The organism is Streptosporangium sp. NPDC023963, assembly GCF_040639135.1.
In the GTDB taxonomy this organism is placed as follows: domain Bacteria; phylum Actinomycetota; class Actinomycetes; order Streptosporangiales; family Streptosporangiaceae; genus Streptosporangium.
This window is the reverse complement of sequence record NZ_JBEZZK010000004.1, coordinates 59257-86222: the sequence shown is the minus strand read 5'-3', so window position 1 is coordinate 86222 and position 26966 is coordinate 59257. Positions and strand designations below refer to the sequence as shown.

Below are 26966 nucleotides of genomic sequence, written 5' to 3'. Positions count from 1 at the left end.
GCCGCTGACGCCGCACGGACGATCGTTTCCGAGGCCCGCTCACGGGGCCTCGACGCGTGCTCACCGGTCGGAGCCCCCGTTCTCCCGGAGGTTCCGATGACCGCACCGCACACCTACGTCACCACCACCATCCCGTACGTCAACGCCCGTCCCCATCTGGGATTCGCGCTGGAACTCGTGCAGGCCGACGTGCTCGCCCGGTTCCGCCGGACGCGGGGCGAGCGGGTGCGGTTCCAGACCGGCACCGACGACAACTCGCTGAAGAACGTGCTGGCCGCCGAGGCCGCGGGCGTTCCCGTCCAGGAGTTCGTCGACCGCAACGCCGAGGCGTTCGTCGCGCTGCGCGAGCCGCTGGCGCTCGCGGTCGACGACGTCATCCGTACCAGCCGCGACCCCCGCCACCGGGTCGGGGTGGAGCGGCTCTGGCGGGCCTGCGCCGACGCCGGTGACCTCTACCGCAAGCACTACGAGGGTCTCTACTGCGTCGGCTGCGAGCAGTTCTACACCCCGGCCGAGCTCACCGGCGGACGCTGCCCGGAACACGGCGTCGAGCCCCGGCGGGTCGCCGAGGAGAACTGGTTCTTCCGCCTCTCGCGCTACGCGGACCGGCTCCACGACCTCGTCTCCGGCGGGCGCCTGAGGATCGAGCCCGCAGAACGCCGCAACGAGGTCCTCGGCTTCATCGCCGGTGGCCTGGAGGACCTCTCGGTCTCCCGGTCGACGGCCCGCGCCCGCGGGTGGGGGATCCCCGTTCCCGGCGATCCCGGCCAGGTCGTCTACGTGTGGTGGGACGCGCTCGGCAACTACGTCACGGCCCTGGACTACGGCACCGGCGGTGAGAGCTACCGGCGCTGGTGGACCGGCGCCGGCCGCCGCGTCCACCTGGTCGGCAAGGGGGTGCTGCGCTTCCACGCCGTCTACTGGCCGGCGCTGCTGCTGTCGGCCGGGCAGCCGCTGCCCACGGACATCGTGGTGCACGACTACCTCACCGCCGGTGGCCGCAAGATCAGCAAGTCCGGCGGGGTCACGGCCGACCCGGCCGCCCTGGCCGGGCAGTACGGCACCGACGCCGTCCGCTGGTGGCTGCTGCGCGAGGTGCCCCGCGTCGGGGACGCCGACTTCACGGTCGACCGGCTCGTCGCCCGCGCCGATGACGAGCTCGCCAACGGGCTGGGCAACCTCGTCAACCGGGTCGTCACCATGGTCCACCGTTACCGCGACGGGCGCGTTCCCCGGCCGGAGCCCGGAACCGGCGCCCCGGGAGGGGAAGGTCTGGAGGAGGCCTGCCGCCGGGCGCCGGAGCTCGTCCGCGCGGCCCTGGACGACTTCGAGTTCCGCCGGGCCACCGCGCCGGTCTGGGCCATCGTGGACGAGGCCAACCGCTACGTCGACCACAGCCGGCCCTGGGCACTGGCCCGGGCCGAACGCGACGGCGACCCCGGCGCCCCCGGCGCCACGGCCCTGCTCGACGCCGTCCTCGCCGCCCTCGTCCGGGCGTGCCAGACGCTGGGCGATCAGCTGGCGCCCTTCCTGCCGGATACGGCCGCCCGGGTCGCCGCGCAGTGCACGGCCCGGGAGGGCAGGCTTCCCGAACCGTGTCCGGTCTTCCGGAGGATCACCGCCCGGGAGCCGGGAGCCGTGCCCTGATCGTCATCGCGTACGACGGCCGGGAGCCGTGCCCTGACGACCCTCACCGTGACGCGACGGCGGCGGCGACGGGCGGCGTGGACGCGTCGCGGCGGTCACGGCGGTCACGGCGGTCACGGATCACGGGTGGGCCAGGACGAGGACGAAGTCGCCGGTCGGGTCGGTGTACTGGCGGATCATCCCGAAACCGGCCGCGAGGAGCTCCCGTCGCAGTCCTTCCGGGCGGAACTTGGCGCTGATCTCGGTCCGCATCTCCTCCCCGGCCGCGAAGGAGACCCGCAGGCCGAGGTCGCCGATCCGCACGCGCATGGCGCGGCTCGCGCGCAGCCGCATCTCGATCCACTCGTTCCGCGCGTCGTACAGCGCGACGTGCTCGAAGTCGTCCGGCTCGAAGTCGGCGTCCAGCTCCCTGTTGATCACGTGCAGGACGTTCCGGTTGAAGGCGGCGGTCACCCCGCTCACGTCGTCGTACGCCGCGACGAGCCGGTCGGTGTCCTTGACCAGGTCCGCGCCGAGCAGGAAGGTGTCGCCGGGGCGGAGGGTGGCGCGCAGCTCCTTCAGGAACACCTCGCGTGCCGCCGGGGCCAGGTTGCCGACGGTCCCGCCGAGGAAGGCCACCATCCGCCGTCCCGTACGGGGCAGCAGGGCCAGGTGCACCTCGAAGTCGGCGCAGATCGCGCGCACGGTCAGGCCCCGGTAGCGGGAGGCGAGCCGGTGCGCGGCCTCGCCCAGGGTGACCGCGTCGACGTCCACCGGCGTGTAGACGCGCAGCGTTCCCGTGGCGGAGAGGGCGTCCAGCAGCAGGACGGTCTTCTCGCTGGTCCCGGAGCCGAGCTCGACCAGGGTGTCCGCGCCGCCGCGCACGGCGATGTCGAGGGCCTCCCTGCGCAGGATGGCGAGCTCGCGGCGGGTGGGGTAGTACTCGGGCAGCCGGGTGATGCGGGAGAACAGCTCGCTGCCCGCCTCGTCGTAGAACCACTTGGGCGGTAGCCACTTCGGCGTCGACGTCAGCCCGGCGCGGACGTCGTGTTCGAGTGCCTGGCGAAGATGGTCGCGGCCGAGATGGTTGACCAGGCTGATGGCTGACTGGCTGACGGACACGGGGCCTCCTGGGTGTGTGGGCCACGGTCCCGCTCGCCGGTCCGTGGCCGGGTGCTGTGCTTTCCTGCGGTCTCGCTCCGCCCGGTCAAAGGGGCTGGACGCGCACCCCGTCGGGTGAGGCGAGGACCAGGCTGTGGTCCGGCACGGCCTGCCAGCCGGGCCGGTCGTCCAGCGGCTCGCTCGTCACGATCACGCCGTCGTGCGGGTGGCCGTCGAGGCGGAGGAAGAGCGTGTCGCCCCAGGCGGTCGCGGCGATCGACGTACCGTCGCAGGCGAGGAGGTTCAGGCGGGCGCGGGGATCCTTCAGCCCGGCGCGGGTGACGACCTCCGCGAGGGCCTCGCCGAGCGGATCGCCGGCCCGGCGCCGGAGGAACACCGCGGCGGCGAGCCACGCGGAGTCGCACGGGCTCTCCGCGTCGTCGGCGAGTTCCCTGGCCACCTCCCGCGCGACACGGCCGTTGTGGCTGAGCAACCACGGCCCGTCGGTGAAGGGCGCCGTCGCGGTCTCCTCGATCGGCATCCCGGCGCTGGCCGACCGCACGGCGGCCAGCAGGCAGCCGGAACGGGCCGTCCGCGCGAGGCCCGCCAGGTTGGCGTCCGTCCAGGCGGGGATCGTCCGGCGGTAGCGGACCGGCTCCGCGCGGGCGGCGTCGTACCAGCCCATGCCGAAGCCGTCGGCGTTGATCGTGCCGTGACGCTGCAGGCGCGGGGCGTAGGACTGCCGGAGCAGGCCGTGGACCGGCTCGTGGATCAGCGAGGCGAGGGTGCGGGGCGTACCCAGCCAGGACGCGTGGCGGCACATCTATCCTCGCTCCGCCGAGCGTCCCGGGGAACGCTGCGGGAAGTGCCCAGGGGGGCGCGCCGTGGAGCCCGGGGAGCGCTTCGTGGAGTCCCGGGTGTGTCCGGGGGAGTGCTCGGGGGAGGCCGAGCGGGCGCACCGGAAGCCGGAGAAGATCTGCCTGCGGGCCGGGCGGTCCCAGTTCCTGAACGTGGTGCGGACCACGGCCGGGTCGGAGGCCCAGGATCCGCCGCGCAGCACCCGGTAGTGGGCGCCGAAGAACACCTCGCTGTACTCGCGGTAGGGGAAGCTGCGGAAGCCGGGGTGGGGCAGGAACCACGAACCGGTCCACTCCCACACGTCCCCGATCATCTGCTCCGCGCCGCAGGGGCTCGCTCCCGCGGGGAAGGCGCCGAGCGGCGCGGGCCGTGCCGCCCGGTGCCCGAGGTTCGCCATGCCGGGCCCGGGGGCGTCGTCGCCCCACGGGTACGTCCGCGACCGCCCGGCCTCGGCGTCCCAGCCGCAGGCCTTCTCCCACTCGGCCTCGGTGGGCAGCCGCCGCCCCGCCCACCGGGCGTAGGCGTCGGCCTCGTACCAGCAAACGTGCTGCACGGGCTCGTCCATGGGGACGGGCTCGGTCCTGCCGAAACGGGTACGCCACCAGGTGTCGCCGTCCCTGGTCCAGAACAGCGGGGCGAAGGCGCGGGTCCGCCGCAGCCAGCGCAGGCCGTCCGGAGCCCACCAGCGGGGGTCGTCGTAGCCGCCGTCCTCGATGAAGTCCGCGTAGGCGCGGTTGCCGACGGGCAGCCTGTCGATCCAGTAGCCGGGAAGGTCGAGCCGGTGGGCGGGACGCTCGTTGTCGTAGGCCCACGGCTGGGTGTCGGTGCCCATCATGAAGGGGCCCGCGGGGACGAACACCTCGTCGGCGCCCTGCGTCCGCCGGGACCCGCCGGGCGGCAGGTCGCCGTCGCGGACCAGTCCCGGCCGCCCCGACAGCTGCAGGGTGGCGAGCATCGTCTCGTCGTGCTGGTGCTCGTGCTGGATCACCAGGCCGAAGACGAAGCCGTACCGCCGCAGCGGGTCGGGGTCGTGCAGGTCGACCGTGTCCAGGACGTCCAGCACCCGGCCGCGCACGCCCTCGATGTAGTGGCGCGCCTCCACCGGTCCGAGGATGGGCAGGGACGGGCGGTCGGCGCGCGGGTGCTTGAACGCGTCGTACAGGTCGTCGATCTCCGGGCGGAGCGGGGTGATCCCGCCGACCTGCCGCAGCACCCACAGCTCCTCGTAGTTGCCCACGTGGGCGAGGTCCCACACCAGCGGTGACATCAGCGGTGAGTGCTGCGTGACCAGCAGGTCGTCCTCGGCGTCGGTGTAGGCCGTGGAGCGGTTCCGCGCGGCGGTCAGCTCGGCGGCGATCCGTTCCTTGAAGTCGCTCATCAAATACCTCCAGCGTGGAGACCCCGGGCTCTTCCGGCCCGGGCTCCCGGTCCCGTCTGCGCCGGTCCGGTCCGGAACCGGTCCGGTCCTGGTCCGGCTCCGATCCGGTGCCGGACCAGGAGCGGCCCGGTTCCGGGGGAGCTCAGATCCGTCCTTCCTGGGCCAGCCAGTCCGGCAGGCGCCCTCCCGGTCCTCTCGCCAGGTCCAGCAGGTCCGCGGCGGGGGCACGGCCGGGCGTCACGTGGCGGTCGGCGAACGCGGCCACCTCGCAGACCAGGGCCGGGCCCGCCCCCAGCCGGGGCAGCGCCGAGAGCGCGGCACGGAAACAGGCTCCGGCGGCCCTGCGCAGCCGGGGCTCCGACAGGCCGTGGCGCGCCGCCGCCGACCACATCCCCGCGCACGGTCCGGCCGCGGCCAGCGCCGCGTCGGCCGCGCGGTCGTCCGTCACCAGGGCGTGGGTCACCGCCACGCACACCGGCCAGCTCGCCGGGTGCTGGGCGTCGAGATAGCGGATCTCCAGCCAGCCGCGCGGCCGTACGGGCGGGAAGAGCGTCGTGGCGTGGTAGTTCAGGTCCGCCAGGGTCGGCGGGTGTTCGGACCAGGCCAGCCGGTCGCGGAAGGTCGAGCCGTCGAGGATCGGGCGGTACGGCTCCGCGCCGTCCCCGCTCTCGTCCCCGGCGGTGTCGCGCACGGCCATGAGACGGGCGTCGAGCAGGTACTCGGCCCACGCGGTGCCGGGGTCGCCGCCCGCCGGGACGGCGGCCGTCCGGGTGCGGTCGAGCCGCTCCCACACCGCCTGGCGCCCCGACATCCACCCGCACGGCCGGCCCTCGCTGAGCGGCGAGTTCGCGAAGGCCGCCACGAGGACGGGCCCCAGCAGGTGGGCGCGCTCCCACCGCACCGCGGGCCGGTCGCCCAGGTCCAGGTTGACCTGGATCGACGCCGTCGAGCACATCATCAACGATCCGTACGGCGTGCCGAGGAACCGCGCCATCACCTCGTACCTGGGCAGGCGCAGCTGCCGCCTGGCCGGGCGCAGCGGGTCGAGGCCCACCCCGCACAGCGCCAGGCCGGCGTCCCGCAGCGCCAGGCGCACGGCGTTCACGTCGGCGGTGAGGAGGGCGATCGCGCCCGGCAGCGAGCCGGGTGGCCCGGAGAGCTCCAGCTGGCCGCCCGGTTCGAAGGTCACCAGGCTCCCGCCGGGCAGCGGGGGCAGGGCGGCGGCGATCCTGGCCATCGGGACCTGCCGGGCGGGGGCCGTACGGTCGAAGACCAGGAACTCCAGCTCGATCCCCACCCGATCACCGGGGGAGCCGAGGAAACAGCGTCGCGCGAAGGTCTCCACATCGGAGGCGTTCCGGATCAGTGTGTTCTCGGTCGCCAGACCGGTCATCCCCATCCCCTTTCGCCTGAAATATCCAGATGTGTACGGATTTATAGAGTCGCGAGGCGCTCAGGCGTTACAGGAGGGCAGGAGGGGAGGGCCGGGCGGGCCCTCGCCGCGACAGGCGAGGTGGCGGGGCGGCGGGGTGGCGAGGGTGGCGAGGGTGGCCGGGCCGACACGGCGTCGCGGGAGGCGGGGTCCGCACCGGCTCAGGTGGACCGCCCGGCGCGGAAGGCGGCCCGCAGCCGGTCGCGCATGCCCTCCGGCAGGCCTCCCGGCCGCGGCGGGCCGGGTGCGTCGGCGGTGTCAGCAGTGTCGGCGGTGTCGGTGGTGCGGGCGTTGTCGGGGTGCGGGTCGTCGGCCTCAGTGGCCTCAGTGGCCTCAGTGGCCTCGACGGCGTCGTGGAGACGGTCGGGGGCTTCGGCGGTCCGGAGGCGGCCGAGGGCCTCGACGGTGACGCGGAACTGGTCGAGATAGCGCTCGCAGCCCTCACAGCCGCCCAGGTGCTCCTCGAACCGGTGCCGGGTGGGCTCGTCGAGTTCACCCTCCAGGAAGGCGGTGACGAGTTCCACCGCCTCCTCGCAGCTGAACCGCTTCACAACCTTGACCACCTCACCGTCCCGATGACCGGACCTGTAATCGACCCTTTGACCTGACCTGACCTGACCTGCCGCGCCGCCCGGCGCTACGCCGGACGTCTCGCCGTCTCGAAATAGTCCTCCAGCCGCCCGCGCACCGCCGTGCGGGCGCGGTGCAGCAGGACGCGCTGGTTGGCGGCGGAGATCTCCAGGATCTCGCAGACCTCCTCGGAGGTGCATCCCTCGACGTCGCGGAGCGTGATCACGGTGCGCTGCCTGATCGGCAGCTCGGCCAGGGCGGCGGCGATCCGGCCGCGCACCTCGGCGGCGAGAACCTCGCTCTCCGGGGTCGGCCAGGCGGCGGGAAAATCCTTCCAGTGTCCCGGGAGGGGGTCGTCCACCCCCTGGAAGCACGAGCGGTCGACGGTCTGCCTCTCCTGCTCGAAGGCACTGCTCCAGGGCACCGTGCGATTCTCGCGCACGCCCCGCTTCCTGGCCGTGTTGACCAGGATCCGGTAGACCCAGGTCTTGACCGACGAGCGGCCCTCGAAGCCCTCGATGCCCCGGATCACCGCCAGCCAGGTGTCCTGCACGACCTCTTCCGCCGAGTCGTTGGTGGACACGTGCGCGCGGGCCAGCCACAGCATCCCCCGCGACCAGGTGTCCAGCAGTGCCGTGAACATCGCCTCATCCCCGGCGCGCAGGGCCGCGACGACGACATCGTCCGAGGGCAACGCGCCGTCTGTGAAGGACTTCACGGTCGCCTCCTCCCGGTGGGGCATCTGGAAGATCCATGGCCGTGACGCGCGCGGCCGACGCGCGGCGCTCGCGGGCCGTCGCGACGGCGCGGCGCTCCGTTCGGCGTCCCGGCCGTCGTGGCACCCTCCCGGTCGAGAGCGCGACCGGGAGAAAAAGGTAGGTCTGGGAGGAAAATTCCCATTCTGACCTGCTTCGACACCTTTTCGGCCACGGCCTCCGCCCGTACGGCCGCGACCCCCGGTCGTACCGGGGGTCGCGTGCCGTCGGGTCCCGTTCGGACCTGTCTTCTGGAATCGACCGGCCTGCCGGTCTGGTCAACCGGTCCCGAAGGGGTGGCCGTCCGGGAGGAGCGCCAGGACGCCTTCCAGGCCGGGCGGTTCCGGCCAGTCCGCGGGCTCCTCGGTGCCGGAGAGGCCGAGGACCGCGCAGGCCAGCCAGTACTCGCCCGGCTCGTGCTCGCCGCGCAGCGTGGGGATGACCGTACGCGGGACGACGACGTTCGTCCCCGGCAGGGCACGGACGAGTTCCCCGGCCCTTCCCGCTCCGGGAGTCCCGCCGAGGTCCTCGATCACGCACAGCCCGGCCGGGGAGTCGAGGCGGGCGTGCCCGGGCCCCTCGGCGACGCGGTGGGCGACGGGGTCGCGATCGACCGCGAACGCCCCCTCGGCCGACAGCAGACCCCGCCCCGACCGTACGCGGTGCACCCGCACGTGCCACGGGGAGCGGGCGAGCAGCCAGGTGTCGACCTCCACGTCCGGCCACGGCGCCCACCGGGCGTGCAGCGCCCCGTCACGCGCGGAGAAGTCCCCGGGCGCCTCGCAGGGCCGCCAGTGCGTCCCGTCGTCGCTCAGGGCCAGGGTGCTGTCGAAGGCGCCCTGCTCCAGCCCCCACGAGCCGGCGGGCACGCTGAACCCGAAGGACGTCGAGTAGGCGAACTTGGCGTACTTCGCCGCGCCGTGCCGCACCCACGTGTTGTGCTGCCCCGCGCTGAGCATGACGACCTGCCGGCCCTCCTCGCACCGCATCAGCGCGACACCGGCCTCGGGCTGCACGCCGGTCTCGGGGAGCTCCCGCGCGGGCTCCTCGCCCGCCGCCCAGAAGGGGTGGTCGCCGGCGAGCGCGAGCGGCAGGAACGCCTTCATCGCCCAGTACGGGGAGCCGGGGGCGTTGTACTGCTCGGCGAGGGCGGGCTGGGCGTAGCCGTACCCCAGGGTCAGCAGGCCCGAGGCGTCGCGGAGCGGCCGCCGCAGCCACCAGCGCAGGTGCCGCATCAGGTGGCCGCGCACCTCCCCCCACGGCAGGGCCTCGACCCCCGCGAAGCCCAGGGCGCCCCAGAAGGCCCCCTGGGCGAAGCGGTAGGTCAGGCTCCGGCCGAAGGGCACCGCGGCCCCGTCCGAGGTGAACCAGTGCTGGAAGTCGAGCGCGAACGCCGACGCCCGCCCGCGCAGGCGCTCCGCCCGGCCGGGGTCGCGGTCACCGGCCAGGGCGGCGTAGACCAGGCCGTAGAAGTGCATCGCGAAGGGGACGTAGTAGTCGCGCTGCGCGGTGGGGCCGTCGCCGTACCAGCCGCCGCCCAGGGCGAAGGACTCCAGCCGCTCCAGCCGGGCGTGGTTGGGCCCGAGGTCGAAGCGCACCCCGACCCGGTCCAGCCCGAGCCCCACCAGCACGGGGAAGAACCGCCAGTTGTTGTCGGCGGTCTCGCGGGTCATCGCGTGGAGCAGCCAGGCCGCGAGGTTGTCCCGTTCCCGGCCGCTCAGCGGGTCCCACACGGCCTCGGGTGCGAGGGCGAGCGCCAGGCCGATCGCGGCGGTCTCCACCAGCCGCTGGTCGACGTCGGTCGCCGTCCCCCAGAACTCCCCGTGCCCGGGGTCGGTCCCGGAGACCAGACCCCGCCGCCACAGCTCCCAGTGCCCGAAGGACCCCCCTCCGGCCGCCAGCGGCGCCAGCCCCCACAGCGGGCGGGCGAACGCCTCCAGCTCGGCGGCCTCGTCGCCGTAGGTGGCCGCGTTGGTCCCGAGCCGCAGGCGCGCCCGCCCGGGGCTGAAGCGGGGGACCAGCGGCTCGGCCAGCTCGGCCACGAGCCGGCGCATGTCCTCGCGGCCGCGCATCGCCCCGCCCGCACCCGGTGGAGAGGTCAACTCTTGAGCCCGGTGAACGCGATCCCCTGCATGATGCGGCGCTGGAAGATCAGCAGCACCACGATGACCGGGATGACCGCCAGGGCCGCGCCCGCCATGATGTAGTACGCCCGCCCGGACTCGCTGCTGGCCAGCTGCTGCAGGGCCAGCGGCAGCGTGTAGAGCTCGGGGTCGTTGAGCACCACCAGCGGCCAGACCAGGTCGTTCCAGTGGAAGATGAAGCTGGTGATCGTCACGACCGCCAGCACCGGCTTCGACAGCGGGATGATGATGCGCCAGAAGATCTGCATCCGCCCCGCGCCGTCGATGCGCGCCGCCTCCTCCAGCTCGGCGGGCAGCGACATGAAGAACTGGCGCAGCAGGAAGATGTCCAGCACCGAGGCGATGTTGGGCAGGATCAGGCCCCACCCGGAGTCGAACATGCCGAGCGCCTGGGTGACGTGGATGCGCGGCACCAGCAGCGTGATCGTGGGGACCATCATGCCCGCGAGCAGGACGACGAACAGCTTGTCCCTGCCGGGGAAGGGGATCCTGGCGAAGGCGTAGGCGGCCAGCGCGTCCACCAGGAGCTTGGCCGGGACCAGGATCAGGCAGACCCAGACGCTGTTGACGAACGCCTGGCCCAGCCCGCTGACCTGCAGGACGTGCTCGTAGTTCTCCAGCGTGGGGGAGAACTCGCCGGTCTTGCGGTCGAGCGGCAGCAGGCTGGGCACCTTGGTGTAGACGTCCGAGCCGTGCTTGAACGAGGTCGCCAGCATCCACAGGAACGGGACGACCGACACCAGGGCCAGCAGCACCAGCGCGATGTAGATGGGCGCGAGCCGTACTTTCCTCGCGGCCTTCACGACGCCTCCTGCTTGACGAACTTGAACTGCAACGCAGTAATGATCATGATGAAGACAAACAGGATGAACGACATCGCGCAGGCCGCGCCCATCGCGTCGTAGCGGAACGCGAACAGGTACAGGTGCAGGACGTAGGTCAGGCCCGACTGCTCGGGGCCGCCGGTGACGCTCCTGCCGCCGCCGCCCGAGAAGATCACGTACACCAGGCCGAAGACCTGGAGCGCCGCGATCACGCCGGTGACCAGCAGGTAGAAGGTGGTGGGCCGCAGCATCGGCACGACGATCTTCCAGAACCGCTGGACGGGTCCCGCGCCGTCGATGATCGCCGCCTCGCGGATCGAGTCGGGGATGCCCTTCAGGCCGGCGAGATAGATGATCATCGAGATGCCGCACTGCCAGGCGGCGATGAACGACAGTGCCGGGATGACCAGGTCCGGGGTGTTGAGCCAGTTCTGCGGCGGGATGCCGACCAGCCCGATCATGGTGTTGACCAGGCCGTACTGCGGGTCGTAGAGCCAGCGCCAGATGGCGCCCACGGCCGCCTCGGCGGTCACGACCGGCAGGAACAGCAACAGCCGGAACGTGTTGGAACCCCGGCGGATCGCGTTGATCAGCAGCGCCTGGACGAGCGCGGTGCCCAGCGTCAGCGGCACGGCGATCAGCGTGTACTGCAGGGTGACCTGGACCGACTTCCAGAAGTGCGGATACTTCACGTCGTCGAACAGCAGGTCGGTGTAGTTGGCCAGGCCGACCCAGTTCGGCGCCGTCCGCAGGTTCCAGTCGGTGAAGCTGTAGTAGAGGGCGGCCAGGGCGGGGTAGAGCAGGAAGATGACGAAGTAGATCACCGCGGGGGCGATCAGCAGCCATCCGATGACGTGGTCGCGTCGCCCGAACCCCGGGCGACGGCGGCGCCGCCCGGGAGGAGGCGTCACGGCGGGCTTGTCAGCCAGCACCGGAGATGCCACGTTTGCCTCGCTTTCGCGTTAGCCGTTCCACTTGAGCAGCGCGCGCGTCTTGTCCGCGGCCTCGGTCAGCGCCTGCTGGGAGGTGACCTTGCCGCTCAGCGCCGCCTCGATGGCGGGTGCGATGATCTCGTCGTTGATCTGGATCCACTCCGGCAGCGCCGGCCTGGCCTGGGCGACCTTGAGCTGCTCCAGGAACGCCGCCTGGTCGGGCCCGAACGTGGCCGCGTCCCGCTCGGCCGCCTCGATGTTGGTCGGGAAGCCGCCCAGCGCCTGCGCCAGCGTGGTGTTGTTCTGGGCGTTCGTCAGGAAGGTCAGCCACTTCCACGCCAGCTCGGCGTTCTTGCCCTTGCTGAAGACCACCGCGTTCTCGCCGCCGATGTTGCCGGAGGGCTCGGTCTTGTACGGCAGCGGGGCGGTGCTGAACTCCAGGTCGGGGAAGTCCGCCTTGATGGTGGCCACGTCCCAGGGGCCGGAGATCATCATTCCGGCGAGGCCGTTCTCGAAGGGCTTGTCCGAGTCGGTGATCTGCCGGGGCGACGAGGGCAGCAGGTCGACCCAGAGCTGGAGCGCGTCGACTCCGGGCTGCTGGTCGAACAGGATCTTCTTGTTCTTCTCGTCGACGAGGGAGCCTCCGGCGCCGCCGAGGAAGCCCGGCCACATCCAGCCGCCGTAGCCGTCGCCCTTCGGCACGACCATGCCCGCGACCTTCGGGTCGGCCTGGTGGATCTTCGCGGCCGTCGCCTTGAGCTCGTCCCAGGTCTTGGGAGGCGTCGGCACCAGCTTCTTGTTGTAGAAGAGCGCCACCGCGGTGTGGTCGAGCGGCAGCCCGTAGAGCTTGTCGTTCACCTTGTTGGTGTTGAGGGCGCCCTCGTAGAAGATCTTCTCGTCGACCGTGCCGGCGGGCATCTCCTTGATGGTGCCGTCCAGCGCGTACCTGGCGACCAGCGGCTGGTCCAGGATGCCCACGTCGGGGACGGTCCCGGCGGCGACGGCGCTGCCCAGCTTGGTGTTGTAGTCGTCCTTGGGGATCTTGACGATCTTGACGGTGACGTTGTTGGCCTTCTCGAAGTCGGTACGCAGCTTCTCGATGACCTCCCCTGCCTGCGGGGTGCGGTCCTGGAACATCCAGTAGGTCAGTGTCGTGGCCTCCGAGGCCGTCCCGTTGTCGCCGCCGCAAGCGACGAGTCCGGCGAGCAGTGCCATACCGGCCGCAGCCCCTGTGACTCTCCTGATCATTTCTTCCTCCTGATGGGGGGTGCAACGGACGATAATGTAAGATGTGAAAAAAGTTCAGTCCCCTTGAGAAACGCTTTGGTAACACGGAGGAGAGACGGGCGTAGGCCACCCGTGGGGCAGGGGTCGTCCGGGGGTCCGGGGGCCGCGCGAAGATCTTCGAGTTCTCAATTACCATGTGCCGTGACATGGGGAGGTGGGCCATCGTGAGGCCCGAGCGCAGGACGGTCCGCGACGTGCGCAAGGGCAACCGGGCCATGCTGCTGCGGACGCTCTACTTCAGCGGTCCCGTGACCCGCAACGAGCTGACCAGGCTCACCGGCCTCAGCGCCGCCACGGTCAGCAGCATGACGGGCGACCTCCTCGCCGAGAACATCGTCGTCGAGGCCGGCCAGGCCGAGTCCGACGGCGGCCGCCCTCGCGCGATCCTCCGCGTCAACCCCGTGTACGGCCACGTGATCGGCGTCGACGTCGCCGAGACCCACGTGCGCGTCGAGCTGTTCGACCTCGAGATGAACGAGCGGGCGAGGGTCGAGTACGCCCTGCGTCCCGCCGGGCACCAGATCGAGCTCGTGGTACGCCACATCCTCGCCGGGATCGAGGTCGTCCTCGACGACGCGGGTATCCCGGCCGGTCAGGCCCTCGGCGTGGGGGTGGGCGTTCCGGGCATCGTCGAGGACGGTCCCGACGCGCTCATCCACACCAGGACCTTCGGCTGGGACGGCGTACCCATGGGAGCGCTCCTACGGGCCGGCACCGCGCTCCCGCTGTTCGTCGAGAACGGCGCCAAGGCGCTGGGACGCGCCGAACTGTGGCCCGCCCTCCGCCGGGCCGGTGACCCGGGCCGCGACGGCGCGGGACACGGGTCCGGTGACGCGGTGATCGTGCTGATCGGCTCCGGCGTCGGGGCCGCCATCGTCTCCGACAGCGTGACCTTCCGCGGCGTGAGCAGCAGCGCGGGGGAGTGGGGCCACACCAAGATAGTGGTGAACGGCCGGATCTGCCGGTGCGGCGGGCGCGGCTGCCTGGAGGCCTACATCGGGGCCGAGGGCATCCTCGACCGCGCCGGGGTGCCCACCCGGACGACCGACTGGCAGGCCGAGCTGGCCGCCCTGGTGGAGTCCAGGTCGCCGGTGATCACCCAGACCGTCACCTACCTGGGCGTCGGCCTGTCCAACCTGATCAACCTCATCAACCCCGAGCGGATCGTCATCGGCGGCTGGCTCGGGCTCCTGCTCGGCAGGCACCTGCTCGACGACATCCGCGCCGCCTCGGCGGAGAACTCCCTGCCCCGGCCGTACGCGGCGACCTCCATCGTCCTGGGCCGCCTCGGCCCCGACGCCGTGGCCCACGGGGCCGCCACCCTCGTCCTGGACGAGTTCCTGAACGCCCATCCCTCCGCGCGGATCCCCGCGGCCCGCTGACCCGGGGGAACCTTCCGGCCGGAAGAGGTCCCGCCGCCCCGGACGGCTTCGCGGGCCGAGCCGGGCTCACCGATTCCGCGGAGCTCCCGCCGCCCCGGGCGGCCTCGCGGGCCGGGCCGGGCTCACCGATTTCGCTTTTACCGGGAAACGCGGGGGTGACATGAGGTGGGTGCCTGTTAGATCCTATTTGCCCAGGTGAGAGCCTTAAAGTATGAGATATTCAGACAGGGGTGGTGGGCTGTCCGCTCAGGAGCGGGCCAGGCGCGAGAGGCTGCGGTTCCAGGCCGCGGACATGTTCGCGGGGGAGATCGCGCCGGTGCGGGTGGCCCGGCTGCTGGGAGTCACCCGGAAGTCCGCCTACGAGTGGTACGCGCTCTGGCGGCGGGGCGGCAGGGCGGCACTGGTCTCCAAGGGCACCGGTAGTGGCCGCAAGCTCACCGACGAGCAACTGGCGCGGCTGGAGGAGGCCCTGGAGGAGGGCGCCGCCGCTCACGGATGGGCCGACAGCCGCTGGACCACCGAACGCGTCGCCGCGCTGATCGCGGAAAGGTTCCAGGTCTCCTACACCGCGCGCGGGGTGGCCTATCTGCTGGACCGGCTGGAGTGGACCGGCCGCTTCCAGTTGCCGGTACGCCGGACCGCGCGGCGGACGGGGCGACAGGCCGGGTGACAGCCGGGTGACGGCCGGGGCGGCGGAAGGAACGACGGCCGGGGCGGTGGACAGGGCGGTGAACGGGGCGGCAGGCCGGGCGGGGCGACGAGCGGGGTGGCGGACCGGATGACAGGCGGGGCGGTGGGCGGGGTGCGGATCCCCGGTGTGGGCGGGTTCGTGATCTCCACTCCGGTGTAACCTCCGCCTTTCCTTTCCGGCGACAATCCCGGACCAAGGCTTTGTCCTCTCTGGGGCGAAAGTCCTTATGCCTGTGAACTAGCGTCTTACGTGACGTCGATTCAGCATATTTCCTGGAAATCTGTTCGACGCCCTGTAAGTCCTGGCGGCACGCCGGGTTCAACCATCAGACACGGAGTGATTTTCCATGTTCAAGCATGCTCTCGCCGCCGGAACCTTGGTGGCATCCACCCTGATCGTCGGCATGACGATGGCGGCCCAGCCCGCCGGCGCAAGTGCGGCGCCCCAGCAGGTCGCCTCCCTGTCGGCACTCCCGGCGACCGCGGGCGGCAGCAGCTTCGACCCCTTCAACCCCTTCGGTTTCTACCCCCGGTATTCGCCCTTCGGTGTCTACAACACATATGTTCCTTTCGGCTTCCGGCCTTACTACCGTCCTTTTGTCTTCCACACCCACTGGTAAGCCCGAAAACGGTAGAGCACGGTAATGGCCGAGTATGACGGCGCCGGGCGTGGCCGACCACGCCCGGCGCCGTTCGCCGTCACGGTGACGGTGGCACCGGTGGTGTCGTCGCCGCCCGCCGCGGTCCGGCCGCACGATCCGGCCGGGCCGATCGCCGCCGTCCGTACGCCGTCCGGCCGAACGGTTTGAAGACCGAGAGCGCCACGTTGAGCACGTAGAGGGTCAGGGCGACGCTCGGCGCGATGACCAGGACGCGGTCCACGCCGCCGAGATCCAGGGAGAGCGACTCCCCCGGGAGGGCCTTCGACACCGTGGCGGCGGCCGTCTCGATGTGGGAGCGCAACGCGATTATGGACGCGGTGGCCGCCACCAGCGTGGTCACCAGCTTGATCAGCACCCAGCGGTACCTGACGAATCCCCACGGCGTGCCCAGGCAGAGCAGCACGCCGGTCAGCAACGCGCCGAGGCTCACCGGGACGATCAGCACGTCACCGAAGACGTCCATGGCCAGGTAGGAGGCCCGCAGCACCTCCGGATCCCCGGTCGTCAGCGCGGCGACCCCGAGGCTGAGCAGGCCGAGGTCGAGCCCGAGCCAGCCGACCGAGATCACCACGTGCAGGGTCAGGACGGTCCTGCGGACCGGAGGCGACATGACCGGCACGGGGCGGCGGGCGGTACGCGCGGTGCGGTCGTCGGATGGGGCGGTCGGGGGCATGGGCGCCTTCCGGGCACGTGCCGCGCCGCGTACCGGCCCCTGCCGCGAGGGCCGTCAGGGGGCCCGGGGCGTGGGGAGGACCGGCGAAACGGCCCGGCGGGAGCGGGACGGGATCGTCATGGTGTCCACTCCACTCTGACCGGGAACGTCCACCGGGCCGTCCTCCACCGGTTGGCCTCTCACGTACGCCCTCCGTCGTACGGGGACGTCATTCGTGAGGTGGCCCGCTTTGTCCCGCCCCGCGCGGGACGGAAGGTGTCCGGGCCGGGGGGACGCGCGGCGGGCGCGTCCCGGGAGCCGCTCGCGGCGGCTCAGCCCGCTTCCGTCGTCGTGCCCGGAGCGGTACGTGACTGCCGGCGCATCGCCAGGACGATGTCCGCGATCGCGATCAGGGCCAGCACGGCCATCGCGACGGTGAGCCAGGTGATCCCGGCCACGACGCCGAGCACCCCGAGGCCGATCACCGCTATCAGGGCGAACGAGCCCAGGCGAATGTGAACGACGTCGCGCGGGGTGGCCGCGACCATGGGCTTCCCGCTCGCCGAAGTCTCCTCCGGCATCTGTCCTTCGGCCGTCATGTTTCCCTCCTTGGTTGAGACGCACCCTTTACCCGGATGCCCGGCGGTCATGTGTCCACCTCACGTCCGACGTGACTGTTCGAGGGCTTCCACCAGTCCTTCGGGATCGGAGACCGTCAGGGTTGCGCCCGGATGGGTCAGGAAACCGCCGGGTGCCAGAGCGGGCACCGGAATGTGGAACCGGACGCACACGCCCCGCCTGGCGTTGGTGCCGAACGTCACCCCGCGGTCGGCCAGGGACAGGCGCGGCCCGATGGCCTTCCACGGCGCGTACGGGCCCGTCACGGTGGTGCCCGCGACGTTGGACAGGGGCGTGCGCAGCGACCAGAAGCCGAAGCGGACCGAGAACTCGTCCTCGCGGACCTCGGCGAAGGCCCTGCCGGGCCTCACACCGAACAGCAGCAGCGGTATACGCCACGCCGGGTCGAAGCCGAACGCGAAGCGCGTCATCTCGTCAGGACTCCCACGGGGCGGTCTCGCCCATCTTGGCGTAGTACTTGGCCAGGTGGGCCTTGATCCGGCCGAGGTCCTCCTCCGGCACCTTGACCCCGCCCCGGGCCCCCTGGAGGACCCCTCCCGCGGCCCGCACGGCATGGGGCACCACCTTGAGCCTGCCGTCGATCACATCGGCGATGGGGAGCTTGTAGCTTCCGAAGTTCTCCGGTTCGTCGCCGTCGTACCAGAGATGGGCCTCCCGGTAGCGGTCGTTGGGCTCCTCCGTGGCACCCGACCACGAGCGGACGCGCTTCTCGGCCGCTTCGCCGTCCCAGGTCCTGTCGTGATCGGCCAGTGGCAGATCCTGAAAGCGGGTGACCGTCATGATCTCGCTCCCTTCGTCGAGGGTCCCCATACCCGGGTGACCGGACCCATGCCTGCCCGCGACATATTTGGGCTTTCCCGGGGGAGTGGATCGGCATGACCGACACTCCTGAGGTGAGCGAAGAAACGGCCGAGCGTGAGACCCCCGAGCAGGACCTGCCGCCCGCGGGCCCGCGAGGGGCCGACGGCGAGAGCCGGGTCGTGGCGGAGCGGTCGGGGTCGGACACGGCCTTCCCCGAGCGGCCGCTTCTGGCGGACCCCGACGACGCGCGCCGCACCCCTGAAGAGGAGAGCCCCGAGGGGGCGAGCCAGGCCGAGGCCGTGGCCGACGACGGGGCCGACGACGGGGCCGACGGAGCCGGGGTCGACGGGGCTGACGGCGCCGGGGTCGACGGGGCTGACGGCGCCGGGGTCGACGGGGCTGACGGCGCCGGGGTCGGTGCCGAGGACGACGATGGCGGCGAGGACGGGACCGAGGAGAGCGAGGGGGACAGGAAGGGCGCGTCCGGCAACGGAACGCCGGAACCGGAGGTCGGCCCGGCCTCCTGACCCGGCCTTCCGGGGGTTACCTGACCCGGCCTTCCCTGACGCGGCTTTCCGAGGGGTTACCCGGCCTCCTGGAAGTCGCTCTCTTCGAAGCCTCCCGGCCCGGCGACCTCCCTCCCGGCCCGGCGACCTCCGGGGAGCCGCCCCCTGACGCGGCGGAGGAGGCCCGGTGACGCGGCGGAGGAGGTCCGGTGACGCGGCGGAGGGGGTCCCGGAAAACCGGGACCCCCTCCACGTGGCCGAGGTTCAGCTCTTGAAAGCGTCCTTGACCTTCTCCGCGCCGTCCTTCAGCTTCTCCCCGGCCTGCTTGAGGTGGCTGTCGGCCTGTTCGGTCCTGCCCTCGGCCTCGAGTCGCTCGTTGCCGGTGGCGCGTCCCGCGCCCTCCTTGACCTTGCCCCCGAGCTCTTCGGCCTTGTTGGCAATCTTGTCGTCGGCACCCATGGTGCAATTCCTCCCGTTTGTGGAATCTTGTCCATGCACTGCTTCCCCTCTCCCAGAGAGGAGGGGGTAAACATGCCTGCTCTGGAGGCCGATCCGATCCGGAAGCGGCCGGCCGACGAGGACGTCCGGAGGACGGGTGCGCGGGTCATGTCCACTCCCGGTACCGCTGGCCGGGTCGGCGGGTCGGCGGGTCGGCGGGTCGGCGGGTCGGCCGGACCGCCTCCGCCGACGGACGTCGCCCGCACGGCGGGATCGCGTTCCTCGCCGGAGGGGGAAGTGCCCTGGCCGCGAAACGCCCGTGCCGTGCCCGCGAAGTGCCGTGCCCGCGAAACGGCCGTGCCAGGCTTCGGATGGGCGCCGGGCGCGGGGCGCGGGGCGCTGGTTCCGGAACGGCCGGGTGCGGTTCCGTGGCGGCCGGGTCCGGCGGGAAAACGGAATGACGGACGCTGCGCTTTCAGCGGAAAGCGCTGACAGCGAACGAACGGAAAACGCGGTCTCCGACGGGACTATGGTCGCGAGTATTCGTTATTCGCAAACCCGGGTTCGGAGTGGGTGGAAGACATGAGCGGTCCCCGGATCGTCCCCGAAGACCAGCTGTACCAGCGGCTGCTGCGCAAGCGGATCGTCGTGCTCGGCAGCGAGGTGAACGACGAGGTCGCCAACCGGATCTGCGGGGAGCTGCTCCTGCTCTCCGCCGACGACGACCGGCGCGACATCTGGCTCTACATCAACTCACCCGGTGGCTCGGTGTCGGCCGGAATGGCCATCTACGACGTGATGCAGTACATCCCCAACGACGTCGCCACCGTGGCCATGGGCATCGCGGGGTCCATGGGGCAGTTCCTGCTCTGCTCGGGAGCCCCGGGCAAGCGCTACATCCTGCCGCACGCCAGGGTGATCATGCATCAGCCCTCGGGGGGCCTCGGGGGCACGGCCGCCGACATCGCCATCCAGGCCGAGCAGATGCTCTACACCAAGCAGACGATGCGCGAGCGGATCGCCTTCCACACCGGCCAGCCGCTGGAGCGGATCGAGGAGGACTGGGATCGCGACCGCTGGTTCACCGCCACCGAGGCCAAGGACTACGGTTTCGTCGACCAGGTCATCCGGAACACCAGCGAGGTGGTGTCCGAGGGCTGACATTCCGTTCCCGAGGCGACCTTCTCTCGGGATGATCGCATCCTGGGAATAATTACGCTTCCGGGATTGTTTCGCGCGGAATGGCTTGGCGTCATTTCCCGTTGAGGTGGGAAATGACGCCACGGCGATAAAACATCGGCGGTAAAACATCGCCCCGCCTGCCGTTGAACGGCTGCCGCCCGATCGCCTCAACGGCCGTCCTCCGGCCGTCATCCGGGCGTCCTCCGGTCACTCGCCGCCCCGCGCCCCTCGACCCCCGCTTCCCCTCGCCGCCCCCGGCCCCCTGGCCGTCTTCTGCCGCCCGTGGTGGCTCCGGCAGCGTGGTTCCGCCCGTACCGGTTTCTTCCGGGTGGTTTCGCCTGTGGTGGCTCCCGCCTGTGGTGGCTCCGTCAGTGGTGACTCCCGTCAGTGGTGGCAGAGCAGGCAGCGCACGGCGTGTTCGAGAGACTCCGCGTCGGTGATGGGCGAGGGCCAGGGAAGCCGGATCAGCGTCGGGTCGTCCACGCCGCAGCGGACGGTCGCCCCGAAGCGGTCGAGCTCCCAGAGCCAGGCCTCCGGCACCGGCGCGGCGAGCAGGGAGCCCAGCGCGGTCTCCAGCTGCCTGCGGTGGGCGTCGTTGACATGGTGGAGCATGCGCTCGGCCTCACCCATCAGTGGATCGGGGGCGGCGCCGAGATACTCCTCGGCGTCCAGCACGCCCGACTCCGGCCCGGTGAGATAGATCACCCTGCCGATGTCGACGCGGAGCAGCCGGGGGCCGTCCGTCCCCTCCAGCACCTCGAACAGGGCCTCGTCGGGGCAGCGCTCGGCGATCGACACCGCCGTCTCCCTCACCTCGGCCTCGGGCACGGCCTGCAGCCAACCCTGCACCTTGAGCAGGCCGCGTGACAGCTCGTGCTCTCCCAGCGAGCGGTTCGACGTCAGATCCACGGTCACCACAGGCTCGTCCCGCGCGTCATGGAGCGGGTCGCCCGGCAGGACGAGGAGCACGGGCCGGCCGGCGCCGTCCACGCCGCCCCTGGCGGGCCTCGCGGGGCCGGTGGTCCCGGAGATGGACACGTGGGTGGGAGCGGCCGTGGCGGCGAGGGTGCGGACCCGCTCGGGGATCGGCGGAGCGGTGACGGGCTGCATGGACCGGCTCTCCTTGAGGTCGGGAGATACTGCTGTTGCTGTGTAAGATTAGCCTTGCCTAACTAAGGTAGACCTAACCACAAGGGAGTGAGCATGCGCTACACCGGACCGAAGGTGCGGCTGTCCCGGAGGGCCGGCGTGCCGCTGACCCGCAAGGCCGTCCGCTACTTCGAGGAGCGCCCCTACCCGCCGGGTGAGCACGGTCGCAAGACCAACCGGCGACAGACCGGTGACTATGGACTGCGGTTGATGGAGAAGCAGAAGCTCCGCTGGTACTACGACGTCTCCGAGCGGCAGATGCGCCGCTACTGGGACCTGGCGTTGCGCGGCACCGGACGCGCGGGCGCGGAGCTGGTGGTGCTGCTGGAGACGCGCCTCGCCTCCCTGGTCCTGCGCTCCGGCCTCGCCCCGTCCATTTACGCGGCCCGCCAGTACGTCGCCCACGGCCACATCACCGTGGACGGCCGCAAGGTCGACATCCCCAGCTACCTGGTCAGGCCGGGCCAGGTCATCGCGGTGCGCGAGAAGTCACGCCGGATGCAGCCCTTCGTCGCCGCGTCCGAGGGCGTTTACGCGGACGATCGGGTCGCCGCCTATCTCGACGTCGATCACGCCGAGCTCAAGTTCACCCTGTTCAGCCGCCCGCTGCGCGAGCAGATCGTGGTCCCGGTGGACGAGCAGCTCGTGGTGGAGTTCTACTCGCGCTGACCTGACGCCGATCCGCGGCGCCGGCCCGCCGCCCCCCGGGTGGCGGGCTTCTTCGCGCCACCGTTCCTCCGCGCGCCCTTGGGGTCAGAGCCGCCGTTTTTCTCCGGGCGCGCGTCGCCGTTCGCCGTCGTGTTCCGGACGTCGCCGTTCGCCGCCGCGTTCCCGGAGACCGGGCCGCCGTTTCCCGCTGAGCGTACGTCTGAGCGCGCGTCGCCGTTCGCCGTGGTGTCCCGGGCGTCGCCGTTCGCCGTGTTCCCGGGGGACGGCACGGGGTCCGGGGTGCCGTTTCCCGCCGCGCGCGGGCGGCCCTTCGCGGCAGGGCCCGGACCGCCGTTCGGCGTCACCGGGACCCGGTCCCGCAGCTCCCGCACCTCGGCCCGGAGCGTGGCCAGCTCGGCGAGCACCGCCCTGCCCAGGTCCTCGGTCGCCTGCACGGACTCCTCGGCGTGCTCCTCCTCCATCGCGCTGACCACCACCGCGATGAACAAGTTCAGCACCACGAAGGTGCACACGAGCATGAACGCCACGAAGAACACCCACGCCGACGGGTGTACGGCCATCACCTCGCGGGTGATGTCGGACCAGGCGTCCCCGGTCATCATCTGGAACAGGGTGAACAGCGAGGTGGGCAGGTCGCCGAAGTACTCCGGGGCGGTGACGTGGTAGAGCTTCGTGCCCATCACCGCCGTGACGTAGAGCACCAGTGCCAGCAGCAGCACGATCGAGCTCATCCCCGGCATCGCGGTGAGCAGCGCGGTCACCACCCGGCGCAGGCTCGGCACCACGGAGATCAGCCGCAGCGCCCGCAGGATCCGCAGCGCCCGCAACACCGAGAGCCCGCCCGCCGTGGGCAGCAGCGAGACCGTCACGATCGCGGCGTCGAAGAGGTTCCACGGGTTGCGGAAGAACCGCCAGCCGTAGGCGTAGAGCCTGGCGGCCAGTTCGACGACGAAGATGTAGAGCGCCAGGTGGTCGACGACGGTGAGCACCGTGCCGTACCGCTCGACGGTCGACACGGAGGTCTCCAGCCCGAGGGTGGCCGCGTTGATCACGATGACGGCGATGATGAACTGCTGGAAACGGTGCGTTTCGAGCAGAGCGCGGAGACGCTCGCGCGGAGGCACGGGGGCTCCCGGGGGTCGGAGAGGCCAAGGACAAGCCAAGATCATAACGGACTGGTGAAGTTCCGGATCCGCCGTTGATGTCATGAAACATTCCGGTCATTCGATCTTCGCTGTCCGGAAACATCACCTGACCCGAAAACGGGCACCGCCACGTCGTCTCCCCGGCGCGCGGCGGGCCGGTCGGACGGCGGGCGTCATCGCCGTCCGGCCGGTGGTGGGTTCACCGGACAGAGCGGGAGGCGGCCTCCCAGGTGAACCCGTCCGGGTCGGTGAGGGCACCGGCGTCGGTGTCGATGATGAGCCGGTGTGAGCCGGTTCCCTCGGGGGGAACGCCTGCGTCCTTGGCGGCGGCGCGGCGGCTGTAGAGGGCCAGCCTGACGGGCGCGGTGGCGAACTCGACGTACTTGCGACCGAAGCTCTTGGTCACCGACAGGCCGCGCTCGACGTAGAAGCGCTTGGTCACGGCGACGTCCTCGACGCCCAGCAGGAGCACGATGTCGTCGATGTTCCGGGTGGTCGGTCCGGTGTCCTTCTTTGACGACGACGCGATCTTCCAGATCGTGCCGTACGGATCACGCAGGACACCGCCATACCCCCAGAAGCTCTTCGTGGGTGGTTTCAGGGTGGTCGCACCGCCCTGCAGAGCGGTGCCGAAGAGGCTGTCCACCGTGCTCGGCTGGGACACCACCAGCGACATGAGATATCCGCGGAAGCCGGTCGTGGGCGCCTGCGAAGCGCGGGTGAGTACGTGGCCCCCCACGCCGAAAGCGGTGGCGTAGAAGTCGTCGGCGGCCGCGGGGTCGGGGACTTCGAACGTGACGGAGTGAATGGAGGTCATTGCGGTTTCCTTCTTGTCAGTCCTGGATGAGGCCGAGGACGTTGCCGTCGGGGTCGGTGAAGGTGGCCACCAGACGGCCGCCGCCGACGTCGTGTGCCGCCTCCCGCACCGTGGCCCCTGCGGCGGTCACCTCGGCGAGCTTCGCCTCGATGTCCGGCACGTGCCAGTAGGCCACCGGGGCGGTCATGCCCTGCGGTCCACCGTTCGGCACCAGCCCGATGTGCTGATCGCCGGTCTCGAAGCCGACGTAGTAAGGAGTGTCGTCATCCGGCTGGAGGCCGAGCAGGGCTGCGTAGACCTTCTTGGCCTTGGCCAGGTCGGACACGGGGTGCAGCACGGTCTTGATCATGATTTCTCCTGTGGGCGCGATCTGTTGTGCTCCTAGCTTCCATCCCGGCCCGGTCGGTGAGCATCCGTGGTGACCACGGAACCGACCACGGAACCGACCACGGATCGCAGGCCAGGACGGAGCACGGAGCCGACCACGGATCGCAGGCCAGGACGGAGCACGGAGCGGATGCGACAGAATGCGACCATGGCGACAGAGGGTGATATCTCTCCGAGGGAGGCCGAGGTGCTGGAGCTCCTCGGATCTCACTTCAGCAACGCTGAGATCGCAGCGCGGCTGTTCATCTCGGTACGCACCGTCGAAAGCCACGTTTCCTCACTGCTGCGCAAGCTGGACGTGCCGGATCGGCGAGTCCTCGCCCAGCGCGCGACCGTCGATCGGCCCCATCGGGAACCGGTTCCCCTGCCGGCCCCGCTGACCTCGTTCGTCGGCCGGGCCGGGGAGCGGGCGGAGCTGTCCGAGATGATCATGGCGCACCGCCAGGTGACCGCGGCCGGTCCCGGCGGCGTGGGCAAGACCCGGCTCGCGTTGGCGGTGGCGGCGGAGACGGCCGGCCGGTACGCCGACGGGGTGTGGTTCGTCGACCTGATCCCGGTCACCGATCCCGGCATGATCGCGACCGCTGTCGCGGGTGCGCTGGGACTCGGCGAGCAGCCCGGCCGCGACTTGACCGAGTCGGTGGTCACCGCGCTGGCCGACCGTCAGGCGTTGCTGGTGTTCGACAACTGCGAGCACGTCGTGGACGGGGTGGCGCTGTTTCTCGAGCGGCTGCTCGCGGCCTGCCCTGGAGTGACCGTGCTGGCGACCAGTCAGGCCCGGCTGATGGTGCCGTTCGAGCGGGTGTACCAGGTCCCGCCGCTGTCGCTGGCGGGCGAGTCGGACGCGGTCGCGTTGTTCATGGAGCGGGCGCAGGCAGCCGGCTGGCCGCTGGATCCGCCACGGCACGACCAGATCGCCGCGATCTGCGCGCGGCTGGACGGCATGGCGCTGGCGATCGAGCTGGCCGCGGCCCGCTACCCGACGCTCGGGCTGGACGGCATCACCGCCGCCGTGTCCCACCCGCTTCGGATGCTCACCGGCGGCTCCCGCGCCGATCAGCGGCACCGCTCGGTTCGGGCCGTGCTGGACTGGAGTCACGCCCTGCTGGAGCCGGCCGACCAGGAGCTCCTGCACCGAGTGTCGGTCTTCGTGGCGCCGTTCACCGCATCGGCCGCGGCCGAGGTCGCCGGGTCCGCGATAGACGTGGTCGCCGACGGGCTGGCCCGGCTCGCCGAGCAGAGCCTGCTGGGGGTGACGGCATCCCCGAAGGGCACCCGCTACCGGGCATTGGAGACCATCCGCCAGTACGGGACGGAACGGCTCGATCAGGCCGGTGAGCTGGCAGGTGCCCGGGCCCGGCACCTGCGCTGGTGCCTCACCCAGGCCGTCGGCCTGGTGGTGGCCGGGCAGGACTGGCGGGCCCGGTTCGACGCGGTCGCCGATGACCTCCGCGCAGCGCTGAGGTGGGCGGCGAGCGAGCCGGAGCGGCGCGCGGACGCCTACCGCCTGGCCCGGCACCTGGCCGAGCTGACGTTCACCCGCCATCTGATCGGGGAATCGCAGCAGCGATACGAGCAGGCTTCCGCGCTCGCCGACGACTCCGCCACCGCGTCCATGCTCCGGCGGGCCGCGGAGGTGGCCGGTTGTCGTACGCGCGGCGATGACATGTACCGCCTCCATCGCGCCGCCGCGGATGCCGCTCGCCGTGCCGGGGACACCACCGGCGCCGCCGTGGATCTGGCCACCGCCGCCACCGTCGCGTACCGGTTCTCGAGCACGTTCGCGCGGATCCCGTCCGAGGAGGAGGCGGTCGCCCTGGTCCGCGAAGCGCGGGAACTGGCCGGTGACGACCCGGCCGCCGAGGCGGCGGTGGCGCTGGCGGAGGCCGGGGTGCTCAGCGACGCGTTCGGCGCGGTTCAGGGTCCGGCCGACAACGCCGTGCCGGAGACGCTCGCGCGCGCCGAACGCGCGGTCGAGCTGGCTCGCCGTACCGGCAACCCGCTCATGGAGTCCGCGGCGCTCGACGCGCTCACCGCGGCACACGCCTGGGCCGGTGACATGTTCGCCTGCGCGGCCACGGCCGGTCGCAGGATCACGCTGCTCTCCTCCATGCCGGACAGGCCGGAGACGCCGGGCGGTATCCACGAACTGATCGACGGGCTCGGCATGGCCGTTCAGACCAGCCTCGGCGTGGGGAACCTGGCGGACGCCCTCCGGAGGGGACGGCAGCTGGCCGGCCATCCGGCACTGGCCGAGGTGGGCCATCGGGCCACGAGCTGGCTGCTGGTCGCCGACGCGCTGGCGGGCAACGTCCACGAACTGCTCTCCGGCAGCGCGCGCTTCCTCGATGCGTGGCGGCGTGCCGGCAGCCCGGCCAAGGCGGCCCTCGGCCCGGCGGCCGCCGCGGTGGCGATGATCCACGACTTCCGGGGCGACCACGACGACGAGCGCGAATGGCAGGTGGTCCTGGATCGGATCGGCGACTCATCCGAGCGCACGTACGGCTACGGGGCGCTTTTCGACGCGATGCGGATGCTCCATCACGGGCACGCCGGGGAGGCCATGGAGCGGATGGCGCCCGAACCTGGCGAGGTGTGGAAGTGGGTGACCTGGATCTGGCTTCACTGGTACGTGGCGGTACGCGCCGAGGCCACCGTTCTCGCCGGAAGCCCCGGCGCGCGCGACCGCCTGGCCGACGCCCGTGCTGTCACCGCCGGCAACCCGGTCGCCGGCGCCATCGTGGAGCGGGCAGAGGCCTTCCTCGACCGGGACCACAAGCGCCTGCTCGCCACCGCGGACGTGTTCGAGGCCGCCGGTTGCCGCTACCAGGTGGCGCGGACGATGGTGCTGGCCGGTGGCGAGCATGCCACCCGTGGCGCCGCCGTCCTGGCTGATCTCGGGCTCGCACCCATGACCGTTGCCTGAGCACGCGCGGGGCA

At 71.5% G+C, this 26966-nt stretch carries 27 protein-coding genes; 8 read left to right on the top strand and 19 right to left on the bottom strand.

Going from position 1 to position 26966, the window contains the following annotated elements; all coding sequences use genetic code 11:
- The first annotated feature begins 96 nt into the window (after positions 1-96).
- On the top strand, positions 97-1647 hold the full coding sequence (locus AB0F88_RS14915; protein WP_362682765.1) for a methionine--tRNA ligase: 1551 nt from the start codon (positions 97-99) through the stop codon (positions 1645-1647).
- 120 nt (positions 1648-1767) lie between these two features.
- On the opposite strand, the gene egtD is transcribed toward AB0F88_RS14915, so the two are convergent.
- The 10 genes from egtD to AB0F88_RS14865 form a co-directional block, all read right to left on the bottom strand.
- Positions 1768-2748, bottom strand: a complete 981-nt coding sequence (gene egtD / locus AB0F88_RS14910; protein ID WP_362682762.1) for an L-histidine N(alpha)-methyltransferase — start codon at positions 2746-2748, stop codon at positions 1768-1770.
- Between the two features lie 85 nt (positions 2749-2833).
- Positions 2834-3550, bottom strand: a complete 717-nt coding sequence (gene egtC, locus AB0F88_RS14905; RefSeq protein WP_362682759.1) for an ergothioneine biosynthesis protein EgtC — start codon at positions 3548-3550, stop codon at positions 2834-2836.
- A complete protein-coding gene (egtB, locus tag AB0F88_RS14900; protein WP_362682756.1) occupies positions 3551-4963 on the bottom strand; it encodes an ergothioneine biosynthesis protein EgtB in 1413 nt (470 codons plus the stop codon).
- A 142-nt stretch (positions 4964-5105) separates the two neighbouring features.
- Complete coding sequence (egtA, locus tag AB0F88_RS14895; protein WP_362682753.1) at positions 5106-6356, bottom strand: ergothioneine biosynthesis glutamate--cysteine ligase EgtA; 1251 nt, start codon at positions 6354-6356, stop codon at positions 5106-5108.
- A gap of 200 nt (positions 6357-6556) precedes the next feature.
- On the bottom strand, positions 6557-6958 hold the full coding sequence (locus AB0F88_RS14890; RefSeq protein ID WP_362682750.1) for a zf-HC2 domain-containing protein: 402 nt from the start codon (positions 6956-6958) through the stop codon (positions 6557-6559).
- Between the two features lie 74 nt (positions 6959-7032).
- A complete protein-coding gene (locus AB0F88_RS14885) occupies positions 7033-7683 on the bottom strand; it encodes a sigma-70 family RNA polymerase sigma factor (RefSeq protein ID WP_362682747.1) in 651 nt (216 codons plus the stop codon).
- Positions 7684-7998: 315 nt separating this feature from the next.
- Positions 7999-9822 (bottom strand): DUF2264 domain-containing protein, encoded by a 1824-nt coding sequence (locus AB0F88_RS14880; RefSeq protein ID WP_362682744.1) that lies wholly within the window; start codon positions 9820-9822, stop codon positions 7999-8001.
- Complete coding sequence (locus AB0F88_RS14875; protein WP_362682741.1) at positions 9819-10667, bottom strand: carbohydrate ABC transporter permease; 849 nt, start codon at positions 10665-10667, stop codon at positions 9819-9821. Before AB0F88_RS14875 ends, AB0F88_RS14880 begins: the two co-directional genes overlap by 4 nt.
- Positions 10664-11632, bottom strand: a complete 969-nt coding sequence (locus AB0F88_RS14870; RefSeq protein ID WP_362682738.1) for a sugar ABC transporter permease — start codon at positions 11630-11632, stop codon at positions 10664-10666. The genes AB0F88_RS14875 and AB0F88_RS14870 overlap by 4 nt, the downstream gene beginning before the upstream one ends.
- A gap of 18 nt (positions 11633-11650) precedes the next feature.
- Complete coding sequence (locus AB0F88_RS14865; protein ID WP_362682735.1) at positions 11651-12868, bottom strand: ABC transporter substrate-binding protein; 1218 nt, start codon at positions 12866-12868, stop codon at positions 11651-11653.
- Between the two features lie 185 nt (positions 12869-13053).
- On the opposite strand from AB0F88_RS14865, the gene AB0F88_RS14860 reads away from it, so the two are divergent.
- From AB0F88_RS14860 to AB0F88_RS14850, 3 genes are all read left to right on the top strand, one after another.
- Positions 13054-14289, top strand: a complete 1236-nt coding sequence (locus tag AB0F88_RS14860; protein ID WP_362682732.1) for an ROK family protein — start codon at positions 13054-13056, stop codon at positions 14287-14289.
- Between the two features lie 211 nt (positions 14290-14500).
- Positions 14501-14959 carry a winged helix-turn-helix domain-containing protein gene (locus AB0F88_RS14855; RefSeq protein ID WP_362682729.1) on the top strand — a complete coding sequence of 153 codons (459 nt, stop codon included), beginning with the start codon at positions 14501-14503 and terminating at the stop codon, positions 14957-14959.
- A 367-nt stretch (positions 14960-15326) separates the two neighbouring features.
- On the top strand, positions 15327-15599 hold the full coding sequence (locus tag AB0F88_RS14850; protein ID WP_362682726.1) for a hypothetical protein: 273 nt from the start codon (positions 15327-15329) through the stop codon (positions 15597-15599).
- Between the two features lie 79 nt (positions 15600-15678).
- On the opposite strand, the gene AB0F88_RS14845 is transcribed toward AB0F88_RS14850, so the two are convergent.
- From AB0F88_RS14845 to AB0F88_RS14830, 4 genes are all read right to left on the bottom strand, one after another.
- Complete coding sequence (locus AB0F88_RS14845; protein WP_362682723.1) at positions 15679-16251, bottom strand: hypothetical protein; 573 nt, start codon at positions 16249-16251, stop codon at positions 15679-15681.
- A 374-nt stretch (positions 16252-16625) separates the two neighbouring features.
- The gene (locus tag AB0F88_RS14840; protein ID WP_362682720.1) at positions 16626-16892 is read right to left on the bottom strand and encodes a hypothetical protein; all 267 of its coding nucleotides are present in this window, start codon (positions 16890-16892) and stop codon (positions 16626-16628) included.
- Positions 16893-16952: 60 nt separating this feature from the next.
- Positions 16953-17342, bottom strand: a complete 390-nt coding sequence (locus tag AB0F88_RS14835) for a hypothetical protein (protein ID WP_362682717.1) — start codon at positions 17340-17342, stop codon at positions 16953-16955.
- A 4-nt stretch (positions 17343-17346) separates the two neighbouring features.
- Positions 17347-17712: a hypothetical protein gene (locus AB0F88_RS14830; RefSeq protein ID WP_362682715.1), complete on the bottom strand. Its 366-nt coding sequence runs from the start codon at positions 17710-17712 to the stop codon at positions 17347-17349.
- 113 nt (positions 17713-17825) lie between these two features.
- Here AB0F88_RS14830 and AB0F88_RS14825 point away from each other — a divergent pair, with 113 nt between their 5' ends.
- Positions 17826-18260, top strand: a complete 435-nt coding sequence (locus AB0F88_RS14825) for a hypothetical protein (protein WP_362682712.1) — start codon at positions 17826-17828, stop codon at positions 18258-18260.
- A gap of 243 nt (positions 18261-18503) precedes the next feature.
- Here the strand turns inward: AB0F88_RS14825 and AB0F88_RS14820 are convergent, their stop codons facing one another.
- Positions 18504-18698 carry a CsbD family protein gene (locus AB0F88_RS14820; protein WP_362682709.1) on the bottom strand — a complete coding sequence of 65 codons (195 nt, stop codon included), beginning with the start codon at positions 18696-18698 and terminating at the stop codon, positions 18504-18506.
- Positions 18699-19259: 561 nt separating this feature from the next.
- On the opposite strand from AB0F88_RS14820, the gene AB0F88_RS14815 reads away from it, so the two are divergent.
- On the top strand, positions 19260-19838 hold the full coding sequence (locus AB0F88_RS14815; protein ID WP_362682706.1) for an ATP-dependent Clp protease proteolytic subunit: 579 nt from the start codon (positions 19260-19262) through the stop codon (positions 19836-19838).
- Between the two features lie 405 nt (positions 19839-20243).
- On the opposite strand, the gene AB0F88_RS14810 is transcribed toward AB0F88_RS14815, so the two are convergent.
- Positions 20244-20969, bottom strand: coding sequence for a DUF2470 domain-containing protein (locus tag AB0F88_RS14810; RefSeq protein ID WP_362682703.1), 726 nt, complete (start codon positions 20967-20969; stop codon positions 20244-20246).
- A gap of 93 nt (positions 20970-21062) precedes the next feature.
- Here AB0F88_RS14810 and rpsD point away from each other — a divergent pair, with 93 nt between their 5' ends.
- Positions 21063-21677: a 30S ribosomal protein S4 gene (rpsD, locus tag AB0F88_RS14805; protein WP_362682700.1), complete on the top strand. Its 615-nt coding sequence runs from the start codon at positions 21063-21065 to the stop codon at positions 21675-21677.
- Here the strand turns inward: rpsD and AB0F88_RS14800 are convergent.
- The 3 genes from AB0F88_RS14800 to AB0F88_RS14790 all read right to left on the bottom strand — a co-directional run bounded on the left by AB0F88_RS14800 (position 21665) and on the right by AB0F88_RS14790 (position 23988).
- Positions 21665-22801: an ion transporter gene (locus tag AB0F88_RS14800; RefSeq protein WP_362682697.1), complete on the bottom strand. Its 1137-nt coding sequence runs from the start codon at positions 22799-22801 to the stop codon at positions 21665-21667. The genes rpsD and AB0F88_RS14800 overlap by 13 nt on opposite strands.
- A gap of 220 nt (positions 22802-23021) precedes the next feature.
- Positions 23022-23639 carry a glyoxalase gene (locus tag AB0F88_RS14795; protein ID WP_362682694.1) on the bottom strand — a complete coding sequence of 206 codons (618 nt, stop codon included), beginning with the start codon at positions 23637-23639 and terminating at the stop codon, positions 23022-23024.
- A 16-nt stretch (positions 23640-23655) separates the two neighbouring features.
- Positions 23656-23988, bottom strand: a complete 333-nt coding sequence (locus AB0F88_RS14790) for a VOC family protein (RefSeq protein WP_362682691.1) — start codon at positions 23986-23988, stop codon at positions 23656-23658.
- Between the two features lie 186 nt (positions 23989-24174).
- On the opposite strand from AB0F88_RS14790, the gene AB0F88_RS14785 reads away from it, so the two are divergent.
- Positions 24175-26952 carry a LuxR C-terminal-related transcriptional regulator gene (locus tag AB0F88_RS14785; protein WP_362682688.1) on the top strand — a complete coding sequence of 926 codons (2778 nt, stop codon included), beginning with the start codon at positions 24175-24177 and terminating at the stop codon, positions 26950-26952.
- Positions 26953-26966 lie beyond the last annotated feature (14 nt).